This is a genomic window from Burkholderia sp. Ac-20365 (genome assembly GCF_017104715.1).
In the GTDB taxonomy this organism is placed as follows: Bacteria; Pseudomonadota; Gammaproteobacteria; order Burkholderiales; family Burkholderiaceae; genus Paraburkholderia.
Genome location: NZ_JAAGPI010000027.1, coordinates 92,805 through 119,331 on the forward strand (window position 1 = coordinate 92,805; position 26,527 = coordinate 119,331).

The 26,527-nt window shown below is 64.2% G+C and carries 19 protein-coding genes and 1 pseudogene; 13 read left to right on the forward strand and 7 right to left on the reverse strand.

All coding sequences use genetic code 11. The features are described from left to right. Positions 1-52 precede the first annotated feature (52 nt). Complete coding sequence (locus tag G3O01_RS32385; protein ID WP_205811054.1) at positions 53-1,774, reverse strand: glutamine--tRNA ligase/YqeY domain fusion protein; 1,722 nt, start codon at positions 1,772-1,774, stop codon at positions 53-55. A 480-nt stretch (positions 1,775-2,254) separates the two neighbouring features. Here G3O01_RS32385 and ggt point away from each other — a divergent pair, with 480 nt between their 5' ends. Together ggt and G3O01_RS32395 are read left to right on the forward strand one after the other, a co-directional pair. Beyond that, complete coding sequence (gene ggt / locus G3O01_RS32390; protein WP_205811055.1) at positions 2,255-4,081, forward strand: gamma-glutamyltransferase; 1,827 nt, start codon at positions 2,255-2,257, stop codon at positions 4,079-4,081. 57 nt (positions 4,082-4,138) lie between these two features. Then, positions 4,139-4,690 (forward strand): alpha/beta hydrolase, encoded by a 552-nt coding sequence (locus G3O01_RS32395; RefSeq protein WP_205811056.1) that lies wholly within the window; start codon positions 4,139-4,141, stop codon positions 4,688-4,690. Between the two features lie 122 nt (positions 4,691-4,812). Here the strand turns inward: G3O01_RS32395 and G3O01_RS32400 are convergent, their stop codons facing one another. Then, positions 4,813-6,033 carry a CaiB/BaiF CoA-transferase family protein gene (locus tag G3O01_RS32400; protein ID WP_205811057.1) on the reverse strand — a complete coding sequence of 407 codons (1,221 nt, stop codon included), beginning with the start codon at positions 6,031-6,033 and terminating at the stop codon, positions 4,813-4,815. Between the two features lie 326 nt (positions 6,034-6,359). On the opposite strand from G3O01_RS32400, the gene alaS reads away from it, so the two are divergent. Beyond that, entirely contained in the window at positions 6,360-8,984 is a 2,625-nt protein-coding gene (alaS, locus tag G3O01_RS32405; RefSeq protein ID WP_205811058.1) for an alanine--tRNA ligase, read from the forward strand. Between the two features lie 92 nt (positions 8,985-9,076). Here alaS and G3O01_RS32410 read toward each other — a convergent pair whose 3' ends face one another. Beyond that, entirely contained in the window at positions 9,077-9,982 is a 906-nt protein-coding gene (locus G3O01_RS32410) for a LysR substrate-binding domain-containing protein (RefSeq protein WP_205811059.1), read from the reverse strand. 133 nt (positions 9,983-10,115) lie between these two features. Between G3O01_RS32410 and G3O01_RS32415 the strand changes: the two genes are divergently transcribed. From G3O01_RS32415 to G3O01_RS32460, 10 genes and pseudogenes are all read left to right on the forward strand, one after another. Next, the gene (locus G3O01_RS32415; RefSeq protein ID WP_205811089.1) at positions 10,116-11,348 is read left to right on the forward strand and encodes a YbfB/YjiJ family MFS transporter; all 1,233 of its coding nucleotides are present in this window, start codon (positions 10,116-10,118) and stop codon (positions 11,346-11,348) included. Positions 11,349-11,490: 142 nt separating this feature from the next. Continuing rightward, a complete protein-coding gene (locus tag G3O01_RS32420) occupies positions 11,491-12,522 on the forward strand; it encodes a low specificity L-threonine aldolase (RefSeq protein ID WP_205811060.1) in 1,032 nt (343 codons plus the stop codon). A 34-nt stretch (positions 12,523-12,556) separates the two neighbouring features. Beyond that, positions 12,557-13,087, forward strand: a complete 531-nt coding sequence (locus tag G3O01_RS32425; protein ID WP_205811061.1) for an NUDIX domain-containing protein — start codon at positions 12,557-12,559, stop codon at positions 13,085-13,087. Between the two features lie 128 nt (positions 13,088-13,215). Beyond that, a complete protein-coding gene (locus tag G3O01_RS32430; RefSeq protein WP_205811062.1) occupies positions 13,216-14,364 on the forward strand; it encodes an iron-containing alcohol dehydrogenase in 1,149 nt (382 codons plus the stop codon). 28 nt (positions 14,365-14,392) lie between these two features. Continuing rightward, complete coding sequence (locus tag G3O01_RS32435; protein WP_205811063.1) at positions 14,393-14,857, forward strand: thioesterase family protein; 465 nt, start codon at positions 14,393-14,395, stop codon at positions 14,855-14,857. 3 nt (positions 14,858-14,860) lie between these two features. After that, the gene (locus G3O01_RS32440) at positions 14,861-15,799 is read left to right on the forward strand and encodes a branched-chain amino acid ABC transporter permease (RefSeq protein WP_205811064.1); all 939 of its coding nucleotides are present in this window, start codon (positions 14,861-14,863) and stop codon (positions 15,797-15,799) included. Beyond that, the gene (locus G3O01_RS32445) at positions 15,792-17,042 is read left to right on the forward strand and encodes a branched-chain amino acid ABC transporter permease (protein ID WP_205811065.1); all 1,251 of its coding nucleotides are present in this window, start codon (positions 15,792-15,794) and stop codon (positions 17,040-17,042) included. The genes G3O01_RS32440 and G3O01_RS32445 overlap by 8 nt, the downstream gene beginning before the upstream one ends. After that, on the forward strand, positions 17,039-17,809 hold the full coding sequence (locus G3O01_RS32450) for an ABC transporter ATP-binding protein (protein WP_205811066.1): 771 nt from the start codon (positions 17,039-17,041) through the stop codon (positions 17,807-17,809). The genes G3O01_RS32445 and G3O01_RS32450 overlap by 4 nt, the downstream gene beginning before the upstream one ends. Next, the gene (locus G3O01_RS32455) at positions 17,806-18,519 is read left to right on the forward strand and encodes an ABC transporter ATP-binding protein (RefSeq protein WP_205811067.1); all 714 of its coding nucleotides are present in this window, start codon (positions 17,806-17,808) and stop codon (positions 18,517-18,519) included. The genes G3O01_RS32450 and G3O01_RS32455 overlap by 4 nt, the downstream gene beginning before the upstream one ends. A 302-nt stretch (positions 18,520-18,821) precedes the next feature. Next, a pseudogene (locus G3O01_RS32460) lies at positions 18,822-20,047 on the forward strand (hypothetical protein). A gap of 797 nt (positions 20,048-20,844) precedes the next feature. On the opposite strand, the gene iolB reads toward G3O01_RS32460, so the two are convergent. Genes iolB through iolC form a run of 4 tightly spaced genes read right to left on the reverse strand, consistent with a single transcriptional unit; the run spans position 20,845 to position 26,522 of the window. Next, positions 20,845-21,651: a 5-deoxy-glucuronate isomerase gene (gene iolB / locus G3O01_RS32465; RefSeq protein ID WP_205811068.1), complete on the reverse strand. Its 807-nt coding sequence runs from the start codon at positions 21,649-21,651 to the stop codon at positions 20,845-20,847. Continuing rightward, the gene (gene iolE / locus G3O01_RS32470) at positions 21,648-22,568 is read right to left on the reverse strand and encodes a myo-inosose-2 dehydratase (RefSeq protein ID WP_205811069.1); all 921 of its coding nucleotides are present in this window, start codon (positions 22,566-22,568) and stop codon (positions 21,648-21,650) included. Before iolE ends, iolB begins: the two co-directional genes overlap by 4 nt. A gap of 10 nt (positions 22,569-22,578) precedes the next feature. After that, on the reverse strand, positions 22,579-24,516 hold the full coding sequence (gene iolD, locus G3O01_RS32475) for a 3D-(3,5/4)-trihydroxycyclohexane-1,2-dione acylhydrolase (decyclizing) (RefSeq protein WP_205811070.1): 1,938 nt from the start codon (positions 24,514-24,516) through the stop codon (positions 22,579-22,581). Then, the gene (gene iolC, locus G3O01_RS32480; RefSeq protein WP_205811071.1) at positions 24,513-26,522 is read right to left on the reverse strand and encodes a 5-dehydro-2-deoxygluconokinase; all 2,010 of its coding nucleotides are present in this window, start codon (positions 26,520-26,522) and stop codon (positions 24,513-24,515) included. Before iolC ends, iolD begins: the two co-directional genes overlap by 4 nt. Between the last annotated feature and the right edge of the window lie 5 nt (positions 26,523-26,527).

A 26,527-nucleotide genomic window follows, 5' to 3' on the forward strand; every position in this document is an offset into this window, starting at 1 on the left:
GGCATGCGCGCCGAAGCGCCGCATGCCGCGCGTGACAAACCAGACAATCAGCTTACGCCGGCTTTCCCCAACTGTCGCGCAGACTGACGATCCGGTTAAATACGGGTTTGCCCGGTTTCGTGTCGTAACGATCGGCGACGAAGTAGCCGTGACGCTCGAACTGGTAGCGTTGCTCCGGCTCGATATCGCGCAGGCCGGGCTCGACGAAGGCCTGCATGATGCGCTTCGAATCAGGGTTGAGCGCCTCGAGGAAATCGCGGCCGCCCGCGTCGGGCTGGGCTTCCTTGAAGAGGCGGTCGTACACGCGCACTTCGACGGGCACCGCCTGGGTCGCGCTGATCCAGTGGATCGTGCCCTTCACCTTGTAGTTGTTCGCGCCTTCCGTGCCCGAGCGGCTGTCTTCGAAGTAGTTGCAATGCACGGCCGTGATCTTGCCGTTCTCGTCCTTGTCGAAACCCGTGCATTCGACCACGTAGCCGTACTTCAGACGCACCTTGTTGCCCGGGAACAGACGGAAATAGCCCTTCGGCGCGACTTCCATGAAGTCTTCGCGCTCGATCCACAGTTCACGCGAGAACGGGAACGTGCGCACGCCGCGATCCGGGTGATGCGGATGGACGGGTGCATTGCATTCTTCCGTCTTGCCGTCCGGATAGTTGTCGATCACAAGTTTGAGCGGATCGAGCACGCAGGTCGCGCGCGGCGCCTTGTCGTCGAGGTCGTCGCGCAGTGCGCCTTCGAACACGCTCATGTCGATCCACGAATCGACCTTGGTGATGCCGATGCGCTCGCAGAACAGCTTGATCGCGTCCGGCGTGAAGCCGCGCCGGCGCACGCCGACGATGGTCGGCATACGCGGATCGTCCCAGCCATCCACGTGGTTTTCCGTCACGAGTTGCAGCAGCTTGCGCTTGCTGGTGATCGCGTACGTCAGGTTCAGGCGCGAGAATTCGATCTGTTGCGGCAGCGGACGCGTGAAGATGCCGGCGTCGGCGAGTTCGTTGAGGATCCAGTCGTAGAGCGGCCGGTGATCTTCGAACTCCAGCGTGCACAGCGAATGCGTGATGTTTTCCAGCGCGTCCGAGATGCAGTGCGTGTAGTCGTACATCGGGTACACGCACCACGTGTCGCCCGTCCGGTAGTGGTGGGCGAAGCGGATGCGGTAGATGACCGGGTCGCGCATGTTGAAGTTCGGCGACGACATGTCGATCTTCGCGCGCAGCACGTGCTCGCCTTCCTTGAATTCGCCCGCCTTCATGCGGCGGAACAGGTCGAGGTTTTCTTCGACGCTGCGCTCGCGGAACGGCGACGGCGTGCCGACTTCCGTGGCCGAGCCACGGTTCGCACGCATTTCCTCAGCCGTCTGGCTATCGACATACGCCTTGCCGCGCGTGATCAGCAGCTCGGCGAATTCATACAGCTTGTCGTAGTAGTCGCTTGCGAAGTACAGGTGTTCCTTGTTCTCGACGTTCCATTCGAAGCCTAGCCACTTCACCGCGTCGACGATCGAGTCGACGTATTCGAAGCTTTCCTTTTCCGGATTCGTGTCGTCGAAACGCAGATGGCAGATGCCGCCATAGCTTTGCGCGATGCCGAAGTTCAGGCAGATGCTCTTCGCATGGCCGATGTGCAGGTAGCCGTTCGGCTCGGGCGGGAAGCGCGTTTCCACCCGCTGGCCCCACTTTCCGGAGCGGTTGTCGTCGTCGATGATGTTGCGGATGAAATTCGAAACGGGCGCGTCATTGCGCTCGGCGTCTTTGCGATCGTTGTTCATGCGAGAAGGAGAAAGTCGGTCCTGGACACTATATGCGTCCGTTAGTCTGTCAATTCTACCTGACGACACATTCCACGACAGTCTTTAGGCTTATGTCATGCGGCGCGCAGCCTCGAATGGTCGTCATCGCCCCGTTTTCGGGGGCGCAATCGGGCGCTGTAACAGGAGGTAAATTGCGTTGGCCGGGCGTCGCGCGGACGCTTAGCATGCGTCGCGCACGGTTCCGCCGTGGCCGGTTGTCTTCGGTTGACGCCGATTGCGGCCCAGTGTGGCCGTTGGCGTCTGCGCCCCAGACGAGCGCTGCTCGCCCACCAGCTGGCGCGCCGTTTTTCGGCAGACGCTGCATTTCCGTTATTCTGTCGTGGGCCCGGGCCGCCGTTGCCCGTCCCGCCGCTTCACGCGAGCTGTCCTTTCTGCGAGCCGGACGCACGATGCCGCAGCGCTCGCGCGAGCCAGTCCATCTTTCCCGGAGTTCCTCGGATGTCCCTTCCGATGTTGCGCGCGCCTCGCGCGCTTTCCGGCGCCGACACGCATGTCGAATCCCATGCGGGCGCCAGTACCGATGCCTGCGCGGACGCGAACCGCGCCGCGCCTCGTCGCGCGGTGACGCGCTTTGCCACGACGCTTGCGTTCACGGGCGCGCTGCTCGCGAGCCTGGTCGCGGCGCCCGCCGTCGATGCCAAAACGTCCCAGCCGAAGCCCGTGCTCGATGCGTCGGCGGTCGCCACGCCCGATCGCTATGCCGCCGACGCCGCGCAGCAGATTTTCGCGGCGGGCGGCAATGCCGTCGATGCCGCCGTCGCGATCGCCTTCACGCTCGCCGTCACGTACCCGGATGCGGGCAACATCGGCGGCGGCGGGTTCATGACGGTGTACATGGACGGCAAGCCGTACTTCCTCGACTACCGCGAAAAGGCGCCGCAAAGCGCGACGCGCGACATGTATCTCGACGACAAGGGCAACGTGATCAAGGGCATGAGCCTGGTCGGGCATCGCGCGGTGGGCGTGCCGGGCACCGTCGACGGCATGTGGGAAGCGCAGAAGCGCTTCGGCAAGCTCAAATGGAAGCAGGTGCTCGCGCCCGCCATCAAGTACGCGACCGACGGCTTCGCCGTCCAGCCGTGGCTGCAGCAGCGCCGCGAATTCGCGTCGAAGAACTTCGGAGGCAAGACCAATTTCGATGCGTATTTTTCGAATCTGAAAGCGGGCGCCGTGTTCCGCCAGCCCGAGCTGGCGCAGACCTTGACGCGGATCGCGTCCGATGGCGGCCGCGAGTTCTACGAAGGCCAGACGGCCGATCTGATCGCCCGGCAGATGTACGGCCACGGCCTGCTGACGAAAACCGACCTGCTGCAGTACAAGGCCGTGTGGCGCCAGCCCGTGACGGCGAACTGGAACGGCTATCAGATCATCACTGCACCGCCGCCTAGCTCGGGCGGCGTCGGGCTGATCCAGATGCTGAAGATGAAGGCCGACCTGAAGCCGCAATTCGACGGTGTCGCGCTCAATTCCGAGCCGTACATCCATCTGGTCGCGCAGATCGAGGACCGCGTTTTCGCAGACCGCCAGCAGTACATGGGCGACCCCGACTCGTATCGTGTGCCCGTCGACAAGCTGATCGACGACGCCTATCTTGGCAAGCGCGTCGAGGACATCACGCCGGACGAAGTGCCGGGCGCTTCGCCCGTGAAGCCGGGCCTCGGCGATTCGATGCCGGAAAAGGCGCAGACCACGCATTTCTCGGTGGTCGACAAGTGGGGCAACGCGGTGTCGAACACCTATACGCTGAACGGGCCGTTCGGTTCGGGCGTGGTGGTCGACGGTGCCGGCTTCGTGCTGAACGACGAGATGGACGACTTCGAGATCAAGGCGGGCGTGCCGAACCAGTTTGGCGTGACGAGCGGCGATGTGAACACGATTGCACCGGGCCGCCGGCCGTTGTCCTCCATGACGCCGACCATTCTGACGAAGGACGGCAAGGTGTCGCTCGTGATCGGCACGCCGGGCGGCTCGCGCATCTTCACCTCGATTTTCCAGGTGATGACGAACCTGTACGACTTCAACATGCCGCCCGCCGATGCGCTCGCCGCGATGCGCTTTCACCATCAGTTGCTGCCGCAGAAGACGATTTACTTCGAGCCGTACCATCCGATCGACGGCGAGCTGGCCGAGCAGCTGAAGACGCGCGGCTATGAACTGCAGGGCCAGACATTCAACGGCGACGTGCAGATGATCCGCGTCGACGGCACGACGCCACAACCGGCTGCAGACCCGCGCGGCGTAGGCGTGGGGCGTGTGATTCAATAGCGCTGGCGGCGCGCGCGCCGCATTTCTTCGATAACTGATAACGGACGGGGTAGAAACATGGCGTTGGAGCAGCAAGGCGTGATCGTGTTGCCGGGTTATATGAATTCCGGCGAAGGGCACTGGCAGACGCGCTGGGAAGCGCGTTATCCGGCCTTCTCACGTGTGTCGATGCGCGACTGGGATCATCCCGTGTGTACCGGGTGGTGCGACACGCTCGACGCGACGATTGCCGCTTCAGATGCGCCCGTTCTGCTTGCCGCGCATAGTCTTGGCTGCCTGACGGTAGCCTTCTGGGCGGCGCGGCATGCATCGAAGGACACGCTCGCGAAAGTGAAGGGTGCGCTGCTCGTCGCGGTGCCTGATCCCGCCGGGCCTGAATTTCCACGTGATGCACAAGGCTTCGATGCCGTGCCGATGGAGAAGCTGCCTTTCCCGTCGATCGTCGTCGCGAGCACCGATGATCCGTACGGCGGCGTGCCGTTCTCGCAAGCTTGCGCGGCGGCCTGGGGCAGCCGCTGGGAGAGCATCGGTCCGCGCGGCCATATCAACGCGGACAGCGGTCTTGCCGACTGGGACGAAGGGCAGGGCTGGCTGGCATCGATGGCGTGACTCGCGGGGCGTCGGGTGGGTAAATTCGACGACGCCCGCCAGTCCGCGTTGACGGTTTAATCGCGCGATGCGCCGCCATGCGCCTGAACGCATAACGGCAGCGCACCGCGCGCAGCTGCCCGTCAGATCACCGAACGGCCACGCAACGCATCGATCTGCGCATCGTCGTAACCCAGCACGTCGCGCAGGATCGCCTCGGTATGCTCGCCGAGCGTCGGCGGATGCGCCTGCGCCTGCGGCGGCGTCGCGCTCATGCGGATGGGATTGCGCACCAGCTTTACCGTGCCGCCCGACGGATGCGGCAACTGCACCTGCAAGCCGCGGGCAACCACCTGTTCGTTCTCGAACACTTCTTCCAGATCGTTGATCGGCCCGCACGGCACACCTGCCGCTTCGAGCGCATCGATCCAGGCATGCTTGCTGCGCGTACGCACCATCTCAGCCAGGATCGGCACGAGGATCTCGCGGTTGCGCACCCGCGCGGGGTTGGTCGCGAAACGGTCGTCGTCGGCGAGCTCCGGGCGGTTGCCCGCTTCGACGAACTTGCGGAACTGGCCGTCGTTGCCCACTGCGACGATGATCCAGCTATCGCTCGTCTGGAAGGTCTGATACGGGACGATGTTCGGATGCGCATTGCCCCAGCGCGCAGGCGCCTTGCCGCTCGCGAGGAAATTCGAGTTCATGTTGGCAAGCATCGCGACCTGCACGTCGAGCAGCGCCATATCGATGTACTGGCCTTCGCCCGTGCGATCGCGGTGCGCAAGCGCCGTCAGCACGGCGACGGTGGAGTACATGCCCGTCATCAGATCGGCGATCGCGACGCCCGCCTTTTGCGGGCCGCCGCCCGGCTGGCCGTCCCGCTCGCCCGTGATGCTCATGAAACCGCCGATACCCTGCACGATGAAGTCGTAGCCCGCGCGCTGCGCGTACGGCCCCGTCTGCCCGAAGCCCGTCACCGAGCAGTAGACGATGTCCGGTTTCACAGCCTTCAGCGACTCATAGTCGAGCCCGTACTTCTTCAACTGCCCGACCTTATAGTTTTCCAGCACGACGTCGCTCTGCGCTGCCAGTTCGCGCACGATCTGCTGCCCTTCGGGCGTGGCGATATCGACCGTCACGGAGCGCTTGTTGCGGTTCGCCGCGAGGTAATAGGCGGCTTCGCGGGTATCCGCGCCGTCCGGTGTTTTCAGGTACGGCGGCCCCCAGTGGCGCGTGTCGTCGCCGGCGCCCGGCCGCTCGACCTTGATCACGTCGGCGCCGAAGTCGGAGAGCGTCTGTGCGCACCACGGACCGGCAAGCACGCGGGTCAGGTCCAGTACGCGGATATGGCTGAGTGCACCCATGTTCTGTCTACGTCTCCCATGTGATGAGGCGCGCCATGCGGGCGCTGCCTTTTCGATCGATGTGGTGCATCTTAAGCGATCGTCCGGGGCGGGCCTATCCAGCCCGGCGGCATAGGACGGATGACGTGCAGGGCCCGTGGCCATTTTCGGGACGAAAAACGGGCGTGCACCTGGCCGATTGGCCAGCGCGCCGCAACGCCCGCGCCACGGCGCCGCGTGACAGCGCTGATCCCGTATAATCGACCGTTCAGGAAACAATCTATTGCGACGGCCGGTCAGTGTTCCGCGTCCGTCGGCTCAAGCCAGGACCGTCCCCAAAGCACGCTATGAAAGCCGCCGAAATCCGCGAGAAATTCCTCAAGTTCTTCGAATCGAAGGGCCATACGATCGTCCGTTCGTCGAGCCTCGTGCCCGGCAACGACCCGACGCTGCTCTTCACCAATTCGGGCATGGTGCAGTTCAAAGATGTGTTTCTCGGCGCCGAATCGCGTCCGTACTCGCGGGCCACGACGGCGCAGCGCAGCGTGCGCGCGGGCGGCAAGCACAACGACCTGGAAAACGTCGGCTACACCGCGCGTCACCACACGTTCTTCGAAATGCTGGGCAACTTCTCGTTCGGCGACTATTTCAAGCGCGACGCGATCCACTACGCGTGGGAACTGCTGACGGGCGTGTACGGTTTGCCGAAGGACAAGCTCTGGGTCACCGTCTATCAGGAAGACGACGAAGCCTTCGGCATCTGGGAAAAGGAAGTCGGCGTGCCGGCCGAGCGGATCATCCGCATCGGCGACAACAAGGGCGCGCGCTACGCGTCGGACAACTTCTGGCAGATGGCCGACGTCGGCCCCTGCGGTCCGTGCTCGGAAATCTTCTACGACCACGGTCCGGAAGTATGGGGCGGCCCGCCGGGATCGCCTGAAGAAGATGGCGACCGCTACATCGAAATCTGGAATCTCGTGTTCATGCAGTTCAGCCGCGACGCGCAGGGCAACATGACGCCGCTGCCCAAGCAGTGCGTGGACACGGGCATGGGCCTCGAGCGTATCGCTGCCGTGCTCCAGCACGTGCACAGCAACTACGAAATCGATCTGTTCCAGGCGCTGATCAAGGCCGCTGGCCGCGAAACGGGCATCGAAGACCTGTCGAACAACTCGCTGAAGGTGATCGCCGATCACATCCGCGCGTGCTCGTTCCTGATCGTCGACGGCGTGATTCCCGGCAACGAAGGCCGCGGCTACGTGCTGCGCCGTATCGTGCGCCGCGCGATCCGCCACGGCTACAAGCTGGGCCGCAAGGGTTCGTTCTTCCACAAGCTGGTCGCGGACCTCGTCGCGCAGATGGGCGACGCGTATCCGGAACTGAAGGACGCCGAGCAGCGCGTCACGGACGTGCTGCGCCAGGAGGAAGAGCGCTTCTTCGAAACGATCGAGCACGGCATGTCGATCCTCGAAAGCGCGCTGGCCGATCTGGAAGCGAAGGGCGGCAAGACGCTCGACGGCGAAGTCGCGTTCAAGCTGCACGACACGTACGGCTTCCCGCTCGACCTCACGGCAGACGTCTGCCGCGAGCGTGAAGTGACCGTCGACGAACCGGCATTCGACGAAGCAATGGCCCGTCAGCGCGAACAGGCTCGCGCGGCCGGCAAGTTCAAGATGGCGCAGGGCCTCGAATACTCGGGCGCGAAGACCACGTTCCACGGCTACGAAGAAATCGTCTTCGACGACGCGAAGGTGACGGCGCTGTATGTCGACGGCGCGTCCGTCAACGAAGTCACGAAGGGCCAGCAGGCCGTCGTCGTGCTCGATCACACGCCGTTCTACGCGGAGTCGGGCGGCCAGGTTGGCGATCAGGGCGTGCTGGCGAATGCGAGCGTGCGCTTTGCCGTCGCGGATACGCTGAAGGTGCAGGCGGACGTCGTGGGTCACCACGGCACGCTGGAACAAGGCTCGCTGAAGGTCGGCGACGTCGTGAAGGCGGAAATCGACGCGATCCGTCGCGCGCGCACGGCCCGCAACCACTCGGCCACCCACCTGATGCACAGGGCGCTGCGCGAAGTGCTCGGCGGCCACGTGCAGCAGAAGGGCTCGCTCGTCGACGCGGACAAGACCCGCTTTGACTTCGCGCACAACGCACCGATGACGGACGACCAGATCCGCCGCGTCGAAGAAATCGTCAACGCGGAAGTGCTGGCCAACGCGCCGGGCATCGTGCAGGTGATGCCGTACGACGAAGCGGTGAAGGGCGGCGCGATGGCGCTGTTCGGCGAAAAGTACGGCGACGAAGTGCGCGTGCTCGATCTGGGCTTCTCGCGTGAGCTGTGCGGCGGCACGCACGTGAATCGCACGGGTGACATCGGCTTCTTCAAGATCGTGATGGAAGGCGGCGTTGCGGCGGGCATCCGTCGCGTCGAAGCGATCACGGGCGACAACGCGGTGCGCTATGTGCAGGAACTCGATGCGCGCATCAACGCGGCAGCCGCGGCGCTCAAGGCGCAGCCGTCGGAACTGACGCAACGCATCTCGCTGGTTCAGGACCAGGTGAAGTCGCTGGAAAAGGAACTGGGCGCGCTGAAGTCGAAGCTCGCAGCGAGCCAGGGCGACGAACTGGCCGGTCAGGCTATCGAAGTCGCCGGCGTGCAGGTGCTGGCGGCGACGCTGGAAGGCGCGGACGTCAAGACGCTGCGCGAAACCGTCGACAAGCTCAAGGACAAGCTCAAGAGCGCGGCCATCGTGCTGGCCTCCGTCGAAGGCGGCAAGGTCAGCCTGATCGCGGGTGTCACGGCCGATGCCAGCAAGAAGGTCAAGGCGGGCGAACTGGTGAACTTCGTTGCGCAGCAGGTCGGCGGCAAGGGTGGTGGCCGTCCGGACATGGCGCAGGCAGGCGGCACCGAGCCGGCTAATCTGCCGGCCGCGCTGGCAGGCGTGAAGGGCTGGGTCGAAGCGCAGCTCTAAGCAGCCGCGCCGCGCGCCAAGCGCGTACGTTTCGTATCAACAAAAAGCCGCGAGTCGATGAGACTCGCGGCTTTTTTATTCGCTGCGATCGTTCACGCGGCGTGCGCTTCGGCAACGGCTTCCTGCACATTTCCGCTCGCAACCAGCATCCCGCGCAACGCATTCAGAGCCGACGAGAAATGGCCGCGGCGCCAGACCAGCAGCGTGTCGATGGTGCCGAGTTCGGCGAGCGAATGAACGGCGATATCGTTCGATTCGGGCAGCAGCGCCAGCACCGAGCGCGGCGCGACAGCCACGCCCGCGCCCGCCGCCACGCACGCGACGATCGCGTGATAGGAGCCCAGCTCCAGCACCCGCGCCGGCCGGATGCCACGCTCCATGTACCACTTCTCCACATACACGCGATACGCGCAGCCCGCCTCGAATGCGATCAGCGTCGACAGCGAGATGTCGCCCGCGTGACGGATGGGCGGATGGCCGCGCGGCGTCACCATCACCAGTTCCTCCCGGAACACGGGCACGGCCTCGAACAGATCGCCGATCCAGCCGGGATCGAGCGGCGTCGCGACGATCGCCGCGTCGACCTCGAATTCGCGCACGCGGTCGATCAGCTTGCCCGTCGTCCCTGTCTCCAGTTCGAGCGCGACGTCGGGCCATGTCTGGTGATACTCGGCGAGCAATCCGGGTAGCCGCGTCGCGGCGACGCTTTCCATCGTGCCGAGCCGCAGGCGGCCGCTCGGACGCGCGTCCTTGACCGCATGGCGTGCTTCGTCGGCGAGTGCCAGTAGCCGTTCGGCGTAAGGCAGCAGCGTTTCGCCGGCAGGTGTCAGCACGAGCCGACGTCCATCGCGGATAAACAGCTCCGTGCCCAGTTGCTCTTCGAGCTGCCTGATACGCGTGGTCACATTCGATTGCACGCGGTTGAGCTTCGCGGCGGCGCGCGTGACGCCGTTTTCCCGCACGACCGCGCGGAAGATGGTGAGAGCGGCAAGATCCATCAATCTCTCCGGGAGATTCAATCTATCCGTATTATTCATTTTAAGAGATTGAAGGGTCAAGCTACGATGCAATCGAAAACACAGATTGCCGTGCCGCCCCATATCGGCGTGGCCAGCCTCCGCCATGTCATCGATGAACGATCTCGCCTCCCGCACTTTCCCGCGCCAATCTCCCGATGCCGCCCGCCGCACCGCGCTCGCCTGCATGGCGGCGCTGGCCGTCGCGCTCGGCGTCGGGCGCTTCGCCTTTACGCCGTTGTTGCCGCTGATGCTTCATGGCGGCGAACTCGACATCAGGCACGGCGGCTGGCTCGCGTCGCTCAACTACGCGGGCTATTTCCTCGGCGCGATCACCTGCGTGGCACTGCGCATCGACGCGGCCCGCGTGGTGAAAGCCGGTCTTGCGACGACGGTGCTGCTCGTGCTCGCGATGGGCGTCACGCATCAGTTCTGGGTCTGGGCCGCGGTGCGATTCGTCGCGGGTGCGGTCAGCGCGTGGACCTTCGTGTTTGCATCGCAGTGGGGTCTGCGCCGGCTCGCTGAACTCGGCGCGAACGAGTGGGGCGGCGTGATCTACACCGGCCCGGGCATCGGCATCGCTGCGACGGGGCTGCTGGTCAGCGCCGCGGGCGGATATGGCGCGTCGGCGGGCTGGATCGGGTTCGGGCTGGTGTCGGCCGTGCTGACGGTGCTCGTGTGGCGCACGTTCGAACCCGTATCGAAGGCGAACGTCGGCGCGAAGGCTTCACCCGGCAAACCCGCCGAACTGCAAACCGACGCGCAACGGCGTCATGCACACCTGCATCGCGCAGACGCCTTCTGGCTGACCGTCCTGTATGGCGTGCCCGGCTTCGGCTACATCATCACCGCGACCTTCCTGCCCGTGATCGCGCGCGCCGCGTTGCCCGCCGACTCACCATGGCCCGACCTGTTCTGGCCGATGTTCGGCGCCGCACTCGTCGTCGGCGCGTTGGCGGGCGCGCGTCTGCCGTCGCACTGGGACAATCGCACGCTGCTGGCCGGCTGCTACGTGCTACAGGCGCTCGGCATCATCGCGGGCATCGTATCGCCCACGGCGGGCGGTCTTTCGCTCGGCAGCGCGTTGATCGGCTTGCCGTTCACGGCGATCACGCTGTTTGCGATGCGCGAAGCGCGCCGTCTGCACGGCGACAATGCGGCGGGCCTGATGGGCTATGCGACGGCGGCGTACGGTCTCGGACAGATCGTCGGGCCGCTCGTCGCCGCGCCGATCGCGGCGCACACCGGCTCGTTCACGCTGGCGCTGTGGCTGGCGGCGCTCACGTTGATTGCTGGCGCCGTGGGTTTGATCGCGGTGGCGATGCTGCGCCCGGCGCATCGCGTCTAGGCGGGAAAGCAGGACAGAGGAAAAGCGAGAAACGGCACGGCACGCTGGATTGAACGCGCAAAAACAAATTCAGCACCCGCCGCACTAAAATGTCCGCTTTCCCGTCATCTTCGCGCGCCCATCGCCGGGCGCGCCGCCCGCCATGCAACATTTTGCGTCGGACAACTACGCCGGTATCTGCCCCGAGGCGCTCGAAGCGCTGATCGCCGCCAATAACAGCGGCCACGAACCAGCCTACGGCGACGACTCATGGACGCAGCAAGTCTGCGACCGTCTGCGCGACCTGTTCCAGACCGACTGCGAAGTGTTCTTCGTCTTCAACGGCACGGCGGCGAACTCGCTGGCGCTGGCGTCGCTGTGCCAGTCCTATCACTCGGTGATCTGTCACGAACTCGCGCATATCGAAACGGATGAATGCGGCGGCCCCGAGTTCTTCTCGAACGGCTCGAAGCTGCTGACGGCGCCCGGCGTCGGCGGCAAACTTACGCCGGACGCGATCGAAGCGGTCGTCACGCGCCGCGCCGATATCCACTATCCGAAGCCCAAGGTCGTCACGCTCACGCAGTCGACGGAAGTCGGCACGGTGTACAGCGTCGAGGAAATCCGCGCGATTGCGGCAATAGCGAAGCGCCGTCATCTGAAGGTGCATATGGACGGCGCGCGCTTTGCGAACGCCGTCGCCGCGCTCGACGTGCATCCGTCGGAAATCACGTGGCGCGCGGGCGTCGACGTGCTGTGCTTCGGCGGCACAAAAAACGGCTTGCCGGTCGGCGAAGCGGTGGTGTTCTTCGACCGCGCGCTGGCCGACGATTTCGCGTATCGCCTGAAGCAGGCGGGCCAGCTCGCGTCGAAGATGCGCTTCATCTCCGCGCCGTGGCTCGGCCTGCTCGACAACGACGTGTGGCTGCGCAACGCGCGCCACGCGAACGCGATGGCGAAGCTGATGGAATCTCGTCTCGCGGAGATTCCGGGCGTGAGCATCATGTTCCCGACGGAATCGAACGCGGTGTTCGCGCAATTGCCGCCGCACGCGGCCAAGGCGATGCGCACGCGCGGCTGGAAGTTCTACGAGTTCATCGGCGCGGGCGGCTGCCGGCTGATGTGCGCGTGGGACACGCAACCCGAAACGGTCGAGCGCTTCGTCGCCGAAGTCCGCGAACTGTGCGCTGCGTGAGCCTTTAACCACGCGCACAAGCCATCCAGAAACCATGACCGACTACCGATTCTGCCCGCGCTGCGCGACGCCGCTCGTCGAGCGCGCCGATCCCGCGCATGAAGGCGGCCGCGTGCGTCAGAGCTGTCCCGACGACGCATGCGGCTACGTGCACTGGAACAACCCGCTGCCCGTCGTCGCCGCGATCGTCGAGTACGAAGGCAAGATCCTGCTCGCGCGCAATGCCGCGTGGCCCGAAGGCATGTTCGCGCTGATCACCGGCTTTCTGGAGAATGGCGAGACGCCGGAAGCGGGCATCGCGCGCGAAGTGAAGGAAGAGACGTCGCTCGTCGCCGATGCCGTCGAACTGGTCGGCGTGTACGAGTTCATCCGCAAGAACGAGCTGATCATCGCGTATCACGTGCGGGCGCGTGGCGAGATCGCGCTGTCGCCGGAACTGCTCGAATACCGGCTGGTCGAGCCCGCGAAGCTGCGTCCGTGGCGCGCGGGCACCGGCTTCGCGCTCGGAGACTGGATGCGCCGCCGCGGCTTGCCGTTCGAGTTCGTCGAGCGGCCGGGGCAGTGAGCGCGGCAACGCGCAACCCGTCGCTGTGATGTCATAGTCAGGCGCTTGCGCCGGTTCCCACTGCGTGAGCGCTATCCTCGATAACAACGTTGCATAAAAACGCTGGATAACAACGGAGACGCATCGACATGGCCTACATCTACTATCTGACGCACATTCATCTCGGTTACGACGCGCTCGCGCAACTGCCTGCGGAGTGCGAGCGCTCGTGCATCAAACGGCCGCTCGTGGTGACGGACAAGGGTGTGATGGCGGCGGGCGTCGCGCAGCAGGCCGTCGACGCGTTGAAGCTGCCCGGCGTGCCGATCTTCGACGACACGCCGTCGAACCCGACGGAAGCCATGGTGCTGGCCGCTGCGCAGCGTTATCGGGAGGAAGGCTGCGACGGCCTGATCGCGATAGGCGGCGGTTCGTCGATCGATCTGGCCAAGGGTGTCGCGATCATGGCGACGCATCCGGGCACGATGACGGAGTACGCGACGATAGAGGGCGGCAGCAACAGGATTACTGCCAGCGCCGCGCCGCTGATCGCCGTGCCGACCACAGCGGGCACGGGCAGCGAAGTGGCGCGCGGCGCGATCGTGATCCTGAACGACGGACGCAAGGTCGGTTTCCATTCGTGGCATCTGCTGCCGAAAGCGGCGATCTGCGATCCCGGCCTCACGCTGGGATTACCTTCGATGCTGACGGCCGCCACCGGCATGGACGCGATTGCGCACTGCATCGAAACGTTTCTCGCGCCGTCGTTCAATCCGCCCGCCGACGGCATTGCGCTCGACGGCCTCGAGCGCGCGTGGGCGAACATCGAACTCGCGACGCGCGACGGCCAGAACCGCGATGCGCGCCTGCACATGATGAGCGCATCGATGCAAGGCGCGATGGCGTTCCAGAAAGGGCTCGGCTGCGTGCATTCGCTGTCGCATCCGCTTGGCGGCGTGAAGGTGAACGGACGCACGTCGCTGCATCACGGCACGCTGAACGCCGTCGTGCTGCCCGCCGTGCTGCGCTTCAACGAAAGCGCGGAGACAGTGGTCGCGAATCGCCGCTACGCGCGCATGCGCCGCGTGATGAATCTGCCCGACCATGCCGATCTCGCCGAGGCGCTGCACGACATGACCGCGCGTCTCGGATTGCCTACGGGCCTGCGCCAGATGGGCGTCGACGAAAGCGCGTTCGACAAGGTCATCAAAGGCGCGCTGGCCGATCACTGCCACAAGACGAATCCGCGCGAGGCGACGGCAGACGACTACCGTCGGATGCTGATCGAGTCGATGTAAGCCGCCTGCTCATCCAACCGGACACGCCATGAACAAACCCGCTCCCGCGCCGCGCTCGGCTTACCCGCATTTTCTCGCCATCGGCACGCGCTGGATGGACAACGATGTCTACGGCCACGTGAACAACGTCGTCTATTACAGCTACTTCGATACCGTCGTGAACGAGTATCTGATCCGCGCGGGCGTGCTCCACATCGAACACAGTTCGACGATCGGCCTCGTCGTCGAAACGCAATGCAACTACTTCGCGCCGATCGTGTTTCCGGATCGTATCGATGCGGGCTTGCGTGTCGTGCGGCTGGGTACGTCGAGCGTGCGCTACGAAGTGGGGTTGTTCCGCGAGGGTGATGCCGAGCCCGCCGCGCAAGGGCATTTCGTGCACGTGTACGTGGATCGCGACACGCGCCGTCCCGTTGCGCTGCCCGACGATCTGCGCGCCGCGCTCGAGCCGCTTGTCGTCGTGCAAGACGCGCAAGATTCGCAGGCAGGCTGACGCGTGCAGTCGTTCGTCATCGATGTATTGAACGGCGTGAGCTACGGCTTGCTGCTGTTCATGCTGTCGGCGGGTTTGACGCTGATTTTCAGCATGCTCGGCGTGCTGAACTTTGCACACGCGAGCTTTTACATGCTCGGCGCTTATGTCGGGTTTTCCGTCGCGTCGCGCATGGGCTTCTGGTGGGCGCTCGTGATCGCGCCGCTCGCCGTCGGAGCCATGGGCGCGGCGCTCGAACGATGGCTGCTGCGGCGCGTGCGGCCGCATGGGCATCTCGCTGAACTGCTGCTGACCTTCGGCGCGGCTTATCTGATCGGCGAAGGCGTGAAGCTCGTGTGGGGCTTGCAGGCGCTGAGCGCCGCTGTGCCCAAAGCGCTCGATGGTCCTTTGCTCGACGTGTACGGCGTTGCGTTTCCGCGCTATCGCGCGTTCATGATGGCCGTTGCGATTGCGATGCTCGCCGTGCTGCACGCGGTGCTGCGCATATCGAAAGCAGGGCTCATCGTGCGCGCAGCGCTCACGCATCCACAAGCTGTCGAAGCGTTGGGTCATAACGTGCCGCGCGTGTTCACGGGCGTGTTCGCGGCGGGCACGGCGCTCGCCGCGCTCGCGGGTGTGATCGGCGCGCCGCTTTTCGTGCTCGAACCGGCGATGGCCGAGTCGGTCGGATCGATCGTGTTCGTGGTGGTCGTGATCGGCGGACTGGGGTCGCTGGGCGGCGCGCTCGTGGCATCGCTCGTGATTGGCTGCGCGCAGACCTTCGCGGTCGCCAGCGACCTTCCGCTCGGCGAACTGTTCGGCGATGTCGACAATGCACTGCCTGCTGCGTGGAGCGCGTTGACGCTCGCGCAACTCGCGCCGCTCGTGCCATACGTGCTGCTGGTCGCGATGCTCGCGGTGCGCTCGCGCGGTTTCTTCGGACAACGCGACGACGATGCGTGACACAGGCAAAGCACACGATGCGTCGCGTGCGTCGTCACCCTGGCGCGCGATGCTGCCATGGGCCGCGCTCGCGGCGCTGCTGATCGTGCCGCCATGCGTATCGACGCAAAGCTGGCTGGTCGCGTGGCTTGCGCAGACGGCCGCGATGATCGTGTTCGCGCTGTCGTACAACCTGCTGCTCGGTGGCGCGGGACTGCTGTCGTTCGGGCATGCGGCTTCATCCGGCATCGGCGCGCTGATCGCCGCGCATCTGTTCAATCACGTCGGCGTGCCGTTGCCGCTGTTGCCGTTGCTGGGCGGCATCGGCGGCGCGCTGTTCGGTGCGCTGTATGGCCTCGTCGCGACACGCCGCTCGGGCACCGCGTTCGCGATGATCACACTCGGCATCGGCGAACTCGTCGCGGCTGCTGCATGGACTTTGCCCGACTGGTTCGGCGGCGAAGCGGGTGTCGCGATCGACCGCACGGCGGGCACGGCGATCCCGGGCTTCACGTTCGGCCCGGCGCGCGAAGCGTATGCATTGATCGCGCTGTGGTGCGCGCTCGCCGTGCTCGCAATGTATCTGCTCTCGCGCACACCGTTCATGCGGCTCGCGCATGCCGTGCGCGACAACCCCACGCGCGCAGCCGCTATCGGCTGCTTTCCGCGTCGCGTGCGCTATGAGGTCGTCGTGTGGTCGTCGTTCTTCGCGGGTATCGCGGGCACGCTCGGGTTGATCAATGTCGAACTGGTGTCGACGGAAAGCGTCGGCATGCTGCGCTCGGGCTCGGTGCTGATCGCGACGGTGATCGGCGGAACGGGCGTGTTTTTCGGCCCGGTTGCAGGCGCCGTCGTGCTGACGTTTTTCAGCGTCGTCGTGGCGGGCGCGACGCGCGCGTGGTTGCTGTATCTCGGCCTGTTTTTCGTCGCGGTCGTCATGTACGCGCCCGATGGCATCGCGGGATGGATGCAGCGTCAGACGGCGCGCATTGCACGCGATGGCTGGCGCGTCTGTCTGCCGTGGCTTGCCTGTCGCGCGGCGAGTGCATGCGCGTGGTCGCTCGCCATCGTGCTATGCGTGCAGTGGGCGTACGCGCAGCGCTTCGGCACGGAAGAGCGCGCGAGCTTGTTTACGTCGATCGATCCGCGATGGCTGACGGCTGCCGTGCTGTGCCTCGCCGCAACCGGCTGGCAGGCGATGCGTGCGGCTGCGCGTATCGATGGAAAGCTCGCCGTTCAGCAACATGCGGAGGCGCGCGAATGATCCCCGCTATTGCCGTGCGGCGCCTCGACAAGCGCTTCGGCGCGACGCGTATCCTGCGCGGCGTCGATCTGCTGGTCGAGCCGCACGAACGTCACGCGCTGATCGGTCCGAACGGCGCGGGCAAATCGACGCTCTTCAATCTGATTGCCGGTGCCGCACGACCGAGCGCGGGCCGCATCGAACTGTATGGCGCCGATATCACGCGACTCGCGCCGGCCGCGATCTGCAGGCGCGGACTGGCGCGCAGTTTCCAGACGACGAGCGTGTTCGCGAAGCTCAGCGTATTCGACAATCTGCGCTGCGCCGCGCAGATGGCGAACCGCGATCGCATGCGCTGGTGGCAGCGCTATTCGCAGACGCGTGAAGCCGACGCGCAGGCAGAAGACGTGCTCGACGCAGTCGGCCTGAACGACCGGCGCGATGCGATTGCGGGCACGCTGAGTTACGCCGATCAGCGTGCGCTCGATCTCGGTTTGGCGCTCGCAAGCGGCGCCCATACGCTGCTGCTCGACGAGCCGACGGCGGGCATGAATCGCGCTGAAGCCGCGCGTGCCGTCGAACTGATCCGCACGGCAACGGCGGGACGCACGCTGCTGATGGTCGAACACGATATGGACGTCGTATTCGGTCTGGCGGATCGCATCAGCGTGCTGGTGCAGGGCGAGGTGATCGCGACGGGCACGCCCGATGCAATCCGCGCCGATCCCGCCGTGCGCGCGGCCTATCTGGGCGATCCCGGCAACGCGGCAGAGGGAGCCGCGCGATGAACGCGTTGCTGGAGATTCGCGACCTGCGCGCGTGGTACGGCGCGAGTCAGGTGCTGCATGGTGTGAGCTTGCGGATCGAAGCGGGCGAAGCCGTCGCGCTGGCGGGCCGCAATGGTTCGGGCCGTTCGACGCTCGCGAAGGCGATCATGGGCTTCGTGCGCACGCAAGGCGAGATCGCTCTCGCGGGACAAGCGCTCGAAGGTCTGCGTGCGTTCGAAATTGCGCGGCTCGGCATTGGTTATGTGCCCGAGCAGCGCGACGTGTTTCCGACGCTCAGCGTGCGCGAGAACCTGCTTCTCGGCGTCAAACCGCGTCCCGGCAAACAGGCTGCGCGCTTCACGCTCGACGACGCGCACACGCTTTTTCCCGTGCTGCGCGAACGCGCGCGCACGAAGGCGGGCGCGTTATCGGGCGGCGAGCAGCAGATGCTGTCGGTGGCGCGTGCGCTGCTTGGCGACCCCGATCTCGTCGTGATCGACGAACCGACGGAAGGACTCGCGGGGCAGGTCGTCACGCAGCTTGCTGCGGCATTGCAACTGTTGCGTGAGCGTGGCGTCGCGATGCTGCTGATCGAACAGCGGCTCGTGATCGCGGACCGCATTGCGAGCCGTATCGCCGTGATGGGACATGGCGAAATCGTCTTCGATGGCTCGCTGGAATCGTTCCGCGCACGGCCTGACGTGACGCGCGAATGGCTCGGCGTCGGCTGATTGCGCGGCGCACTACGACGCTTTACCGTTTGACTCGAATCGACGCGATTGCGCTGGGCGGCTTGCGACGGGCGTTTGCGGCGCATCATTTGAAGCGGTTCGAACGCTCCCGCGTTTGGTGAGCGTCCTCCAGAAATCTTGTCGGCAGCGCGCGGACAAACAAAGACAATCATCGAAGGCGCATGGCCGGACCGCGCGCGTGATCGAACGCGCCGGCAAGAGGAGGGGACATGAACGACGGGATACGCGTGCGTGGCGTTTCGTGGCGAACGGATATCGCGCGCTTCGTCGCGGCTGCGGCGATGCTGTACGTCTCACTGATCGTATCGGCGTGTGCGGATGCCAATTCTGCTGCGCCTCAAGCGCACGAAGCGTCAGATACGATTGCATCATCAGGCGTGCCTTCGATCGAAACGGCAAAGCAGAAGCAGTTATCGAACGAACAGGCCGTAGCGAATCGCCTGCCGTCTGCGAGCGACATGAAGATGAGGCGCGTGCGTGCGTTGACCTTGCGCGATTCGGGCATCGACGGCTCGATGATGTTCGCGCGCGACGTCGATTTTCGTGTGACGGGCGAGATCGGTTTTCAGATCCACGCGATGGCGGCGTCGCTGGCGCCCGCGCGTGCGGGTGACCCTGTCGTATTCGACGATCCGAATAGTGTGACGATCAACGTGCATCGCGGCGACGTGACGCTCGACAGCGCCAAGCTCACGGCGATTTTCGACCGCTATCTGTTTCAGTATCAGGGCTCGCCGTTGCGCAATATGCGCGTGGTGCCGGAGCTGGTCAGCCTGTCGATCTCGATGATCCGACGCAATACGACATTCACATTATCGGCGGCGAGGTGGTTGAACCATGGCCCGCGATGGCGGCGCTCTTCAACGATTACCTGCTCGACTATGCGCCGAGGTCGCTGAACGATATGCAACTGAAGCCTGTCGATGGCGCGTTGCAGGTGACGGGCGGCATCAAGTTGTGGAATCGCTTTCCGGGCGTGTGGCTGCCGACGACGATGCGCGGATCGATTGATGTGCGTGATGAACGGCACCTTGTTTATAGGCCTGATTCGGTGAAAGTGCTGGGTGTGCCGCAGGCGGGGATGTTGAAGGCGCTCGATGTGCCGCTCGCGTCGTTGACACCGTTTGTGCGCAAAGGCGTTGCGTTGCAGGGGAATGAGCTGGTGTTCGATCAGTACACGGTGTTTCCACCGCCGGTTTTGCAGGGGCGGCTTGCGAGTGCAGATGTGACTGATGAGGGCCTTGTGTTGAGGTTTAAACGCGATGCGTCGATGCCTGTGGCGCGGCCGCCGGCTGGGGCTGGGACGAGCTTTGTCTGGATCGAATCCGGCGATGTGAAGATGTTTGATTCACTGGTCGTGAATGGCCGGACTTTGATTCGCGATTCTGGTGTTGTCGGCGCGGCGTCGATGAGGTTTGATCTTTATGCCTATCGGCGTGATGTGGCTAAAGGGAAAGTGATGATGGGGGAGGATGGAGGGTTGGTGGTTGATGTCGCAAAGCGGTAGTGGATTTGGTTTGTCTTGCGACGGGTTGTTTGGTTTGCTTTTGTTTTCGCTGGCATCCGCGTGATGTTTTGCCTGGTTCAAGCGTTGCCCCTGTGCGGGGCGGCACTTACTTTCTTTGCCGCCGCAAAGAAAGTAAGCAAAGAAAGCGGGCTAACACCGCCCGTTCTTGACCACCGCCTGAGGGCCCCCAACAGTTCCTCCACTTCAAACGGCAACTTCTCAGTCCTCGCCCGTTGCCGGCGCTTCGAATCGACGCCTCACCCACTTCAATCACCCGTAGCGCAGCCAGCGGCAGCGAATGATTACGGCCGCCCAGGTGGCAAACTGTGTGTCGGTCGTAGTGCTCCACACGTCGGCGCTTCTACGACACCGATCGTGCTTTCGAGCCGCGACCCTGGTTTTCAGTCTGGAGTGGAGTGTATAGGCCGCGACAGCCGACACACAGTTTGCCGCTATAGAACGTGGGCAAATTGATCATGCATGTGGCGACGTGGGAGTGTGGAGCGGGTGAGGCGCTTAGCCGAAGCGCTGGCAACGGGCATTGAATGGGAGAACGCCGTCTGAAGCGGAGGAACTGTTGGGGACCCTCAGGCGGGAACAAGAACTGGCGGTGTTGAGCGGCTTTCTTTTGCCTACTTTTCTTTGCCGCGGCAAAGAAAAGTAGGTGCCGCCCCGCACAGGGGCGACGCTTGAAGTGGTAAGTCACATCGCGGATGCCAGCGACAACAAAAGCAAACCACCCCAGCGTCGCAAGACAAACCAAACCAAACCAAACCAAACCAAACCAAACCAAACTCTCAACCCTTTGAGTCCCTCTCAACGATCCACTCATGCTTAGGATCATTCTTGAAATGCCACGTCCTGGTAGGCCCAGCCATAACATTGAGGTAATAAGAGTCATACCCATAGGGCACAACAACAGGATGATACCCACGCGGTACCATCACGACATCGTGATCCTCCACAGCGAGAGACTCATCGATATCCCGCGTATCGGTATACACGCGCTGAAACGCAAACCCTTGCGGCGGATTCAGCCGATGATAATAAGTCTCTTCGAGAAAGCTCTCGGCAGGAACATTGTCAGTGTCATGCTTATGCGGTGGATAGCTGGAAGAATGCCCACTCGGCGTCCGTACCTCGACAACGAGCAACGACTCAGCCGCCTCGGTCTGAGGAAGAATATCGCACACGTACCGCGTATTTGCGCCCTTGCCGCGCACAGAGCGCTTCATCTGCGAAGGCTCGATCAAGCGCGCAGGAAGCTCGCCTTTGGCAGGCGCACTCGCCACACCAACCTCGGCAAACCGGTTCGCCCGCACAGTCGCCCGCGTGCCAGGCGGCAAATACACAGCAACAGGCGCGCTATCCTCGAACACACTGTCGCGCGAGCCGAGACCCGACCACGTCTGGGCATCGGTCTCGATATCGACGGCACCCGCCATCACGACAATACACACCTCGCGCGACGCTTCCAGCACATGCACGACCTCGTTCGGCTCCATCCTGTATGCAGCAAAGCCAACATACCGCCAGCCCGCCGATTCAGGCGTCACACGCGCAATGGTCTGGCCTTCACGCTGTGCTTTCACAAGCAAACTCATGCTGCCTCCTGTGCGACATCGAGCGGCGCATCGACCAGCGTGCGCAACGTCCGATAACCCTTCTGCGCATAAGCATACGACGGTGCGACTGCAGGATCCTGCTCCGCTTCGACCACCAGCCAGCCGCGATAGCCGTGACGCTTGAGCGTATCGATGATAGCGGCGAAATCGATCGAGCCGTCGCCCGGCACCGTGAATGCGCCCGCAATCACGGCATCAAGAAAACTCCAGTTGCGATTGCGCGCAAGCTTCATCACGGCAGGGCGCACGTCCTTACAATGCACATGACACACGCGGCCGATATGGCGGTTCAACACACTGAGCGCGTCGCCGCCCGCGAACGTGATGTGGCCCGCGTCGAACAGCAGGCCGACGTCGTCGCTCGTTATCGACATCAGGCGATCGACATCGGCCGGTGTTTCGACATACGCGCCCATATGGTGGTGATACGCAACCCGCACGCCCTTGCTCAACGTGTAGCGTGCGAACTCATTCAGGCGCTGTGCGTACGTGTTCCATTGCTCGTCGGTGAAAAAACGCGGGCGCTGGTAGAGCGGCTTCGGCGAGCCCTGGATCGTGTTGTGCACTTCGCCATACACCATCACCGTCGCGCCATTTTTCGCGAGCAACTCCAGATGTGCATCGGCAGCCTTGCACTCGTCCTCGATGCTGCGACTGAAATCCGCCAGCCGTCCCGAATACCACCCCGATACGAGCGACAGGTCGTACTGTTTGAACAAGGCCTTCAGCGCTTCGGGCTCGCGCGGAAACTTGTTGCCGAGCTCGAACCCCTGATAGCCGATTTCGCGGCCCTCCGTGAGTGCGAGGTCGAGCGGCGTTTCGCCGCCCAGCGACGGCAGGTCGTCGTTCATCCACGACAGCGGATTGATGCCGATGCGTACTTCGAACTGACTCATGTGCGCTTCCTCACTCGTTGTCCTTGCCGCGTGCGCTGATATGCGCTTCGTAATCGGCGCGTGCGCGGCGCACGCCTTCGCGCGATGACACTTCCGGCACGGCGACTTCCCACCACCAGCCGCCTTCGTCCGTGGTGCGCGCGGCGTCGGTGTCGATACAGATCAGGTAGGTGCGGTCCGCCGCGCGGGCACGCTGCATTGCCGCTTCGAGTTCCTGCACGTTCGCGACATGCTCGGCCTGTGCGCCCATCGCGCGCGCGTGCGCGGCGAAGTCGATATTCGGCGCGCCGGGTGCGCCTTGCACGCAGTCGTCGAACATGTTGTTGAACGGTGCGCCGCCGCAGGCTTGCTGCAAGCGGTTGATGCAGCCATAGCCGCGATTGTCGAGCACGACGACGATCAGCTTCGCGCCCAGCATCACCGACGTCGCGATTTCGCTGTTCATCATCAGATAACTGCCGTCGCCGACCATCACGATCACTTCGCGCTCGGGTCGCGCGAGCTTCGCGCCAAGGCCGCCCGCGATCTCGTAGCCCATGCACGAATAGCCGTACTCGACGTGATACGCGCCCGGCCGTCCCGCGCGCCACAGTTTGTGCAACTCGGCGGGCAGCGTGCCGGCGGCGCACACGACGATGTCGTCGGTTGTGGAACGCTCGTCTGAGCGTTGCACCGCGCCGATCACGTCGGCGTCATAGGGCAGTACGTTGTCGCGTTGCGGTGCGTTCGTGAGTGTGTGCACGATGTCGCGCCATTCGTTCGCCAGCTGTTGCGCGCGCGACGTCCACGCTGTGTCCGCTCGCCAGTCTTCCAGACGTGACGACAGCGCATCTAGCGCGAGCCGCGCATCGGCCTGCACGATGCAACCGCGATGCTTGAGACCATCGAACGCATTCGCATTGATGCCAATCACCTGCGCCTTCGCAAAGAGCGTATTCGAGCCCGTCGTGAAGTCCTGCAGACGCGTGCCGACTGCCAGCACGCAATCGGCTTCGTGCGCGATTTCATTCGCGCCGGGAGAACCCGTCACGCCGAGCGACCCGAGATTCAGCGGATCGTCCCACGCAAGCGAGCCTTTCCCCGCCTGCGTCTCGGCGACGGGAATGCCGTGCTTCGTTGCGAACGCCTTCAGTGCATCCGTCGCGTGGCCGTAAAGCACGCCACCACCTGCGACGATCATCGGGTTCTTCGCATCGCGCAGCACGCGCAGCGCTTCGTCGAGTTCATGTTCGACGGGCGCGGGCGAATGGAACCGGACGACTCGCGGCGCGAAGAAATCGGCAGGGTAGTCGTAGGCGGTCGCCTGCACGTCTTGCGGCATCGCGAGTGTGACGGGACCGCACTGCGCGGCGTCAGTCAGCACGCGAATTGCGCGCGGCAACGCGTTGAGCAACTGCGCCGGATGCACGATCCGGTCGAAGTAGCGCGACACGGGCTTGAACGCATCGTTCGCGGAGATGCCGCCGTCGTGGAAGTCTTCGACCTGCTGCAATACCGGGTCCGGCGCGCGCGACACGAAGATATCGCCGGGCAGCAGCAGCACGGGCAAGCGGTTCACGTGCGCCAGTGCGGCTGCCGTGACGAGGTTCGTCGCGCCTGGACCGATCGATGTCGTGACGGCCATCATGCGTCGCCGGAAGTGCGCCTTCGCGAACGCGATCGCGCTGTGCGCCATCGCCTGTTCGTTATGCGCGCGATACGTCGGCAGTTCGTGCCGATACTGATAGAGCGCTTCGCCAAGACCGGCGACATTGCCATGCCCGAAGATCGCGAACACGCCGCCGAACAAAGGCTCGGTGCCGGTGCCGTCTTCCGTCTCCACCCGTTGCGCGGCGAGATAGCGGACCACGGCCTGCGCGGCGGTCAACCGGATCGTGCCGTCGGCGGACACTTGTGCGGCCGTGTCGGAAGCGCTCGTCACATCATGATGCAACGCACGTTGATTCATGCTGCCTGCTCCTGACGGATGGTGTGCGAAGCCGCAGGCGCTGTGCCGCGGTTTTCGCGCCACGACTGGATCAGCGTTTCGAATGTGCGGCGCACGCGCGCAATCAGTTCTTCATCGCCGATCTGGCCAGCGAGCCACGCCTGGCTCGGTTCATAGTGAATCGTGCGGCCGACGGTGAAGCCCTTGCATGTCCTCGATTGCGCGGCCGCGCGGAAGCCTTCGATCATCTGATCGACAGGTGCCGACAGGCCGAGCAGCACGACACCACGGCAATACGGATCGCGTTCCTCGATCAGTGCGTCGATGGCTTGCCATTGCGACGCTTCCATCGGCTCGAGCTTCCACCACTCCGGATAGAGGCCGATGTTGTAGAGCCGCTTCAACGCGCGATACACGATGTCCGGCCCGCCAGCCAGATGCTTCGGCGGAATCACTTCGAGCAGCAGTTCGTGGCCGCTTTCCTGCACGGCGTCGTAGAGCGCGCGCAGTTGCGCTTCCTGTTCGAGACGCTGCTCGATCGGCTCATCCGGATGGAACTGGACGAGGCACTTCACCACGTGTTCGCGCGGCCAGCTCGTGAGCGTCGTGCCGATCGAGCGTCCGTGATCGAAGACGAGCGGCACCGAGCCCGGCAATTCGACAGGGCGGCCGATCCACCAGCCGCGTCCCGTCGCTTCGTTGAGCGCGTCCTGACCGTAACGGTCGTCGATCAGCACGGCGATCTTGCCTTGCAGGCCAAGCGACTGTTCCGTCTGCTTGACGGCTTCGACGAACAGGCTCTTCAGCTTCGAAATGCGTGAAAGGTCTGCACCCGTTTGTTGAGCGAGTTCGAAGAACTGGTTGCGATGATCGAATGCAAAGCCGAGGACTTCGTCGTAGGTCTTGCGCGCAGGCGTCACGCGATGCAGACGTGCTAGCGTCGCGTCGCGATCGGGGCGGCGCATGCGCGCCGGGTCCACTTTTGCTTCGCGCAGGAAATAGTCGAGTTCAGCGGGCGTCGGCATGGCAGGCGCGCAACCATGACGTGACACGACGAGCGCGCCGCTCGCATTCGCGGCGCGCGCGCAGGCTTCGAGCGGCTGATCACGCAGCCAGCCCGATAGAAAGCCCGATGCGAACGCGTCGCCAGCGCCGAGCACGTTCAGCACTTCGACTTCGACGCCGCCTTGAATCGGCGCATCGTCGAGCGAAGCGGGCACGGCGCCTTCGATGATCTGGCAGCCGAGCGGCCCGCGCTTCACGACGAGCGCCGCTGATGTCACCTTGCGCACCTGCGCGAGCGATTCGATCAGCGTGTCCTTGCCGCCCGCGATGCGGAACTCTTCTTCCGTGCCGATCACGAGATCGAAGAGGGGCAGGATGCCTTGAATATGCGCACTGACGCTTTCGTTCGCGACGAAACGTGTTTCACCATCGGCCTTGCCGGTGAGTCCCCACAATACCGGTCGATAGTCGATGTCGAGCACGGTGCGCACGTCGTTCTTGCGCGCGTATTCCAAAGCGCGGCGGCTCGTGCGATTCACCTGTTCCGTCGAAAAGTGCGTGCCTGTGATCAGCAGCGCTTTCGATGAAGCGATATATGCTTCGTCGAAGTCCGCTTCATCGACGGCCATGTCCGCGCAGTTCTCGCGATAGAAGATCAGCGGGAAGGTGTCGCGATCTTTCAGGCCGAGCAGCACGAGTGCAGTGAGACGTTCGTAGTCGGTGCGCACGTGACCGACATCGCAGCCTTCCTTCGTGAGCGTCTCGGTGAGAAAGCGGCCCATGTGATCGTTGCCGACGCGCGCAAGCATCGATGCATTGAGCCCGAGCCGCGCGCAGCCGAATGCGATATTCGCCGACGAGCCGCCCAGATATTTCGCGAAGCTCGCGACGTCTTCGAGGCGTGCGCCGACCTGTTGCGCGTACAGATCGACGGCGAGGCGGCCCAGGCATATGACGTCGCGGGCGCGGCCTGCCGCGAAGCGGCTCGCGCTTTGGGGCGTGGTGGTACTGGTAAGAGCCATGAGTG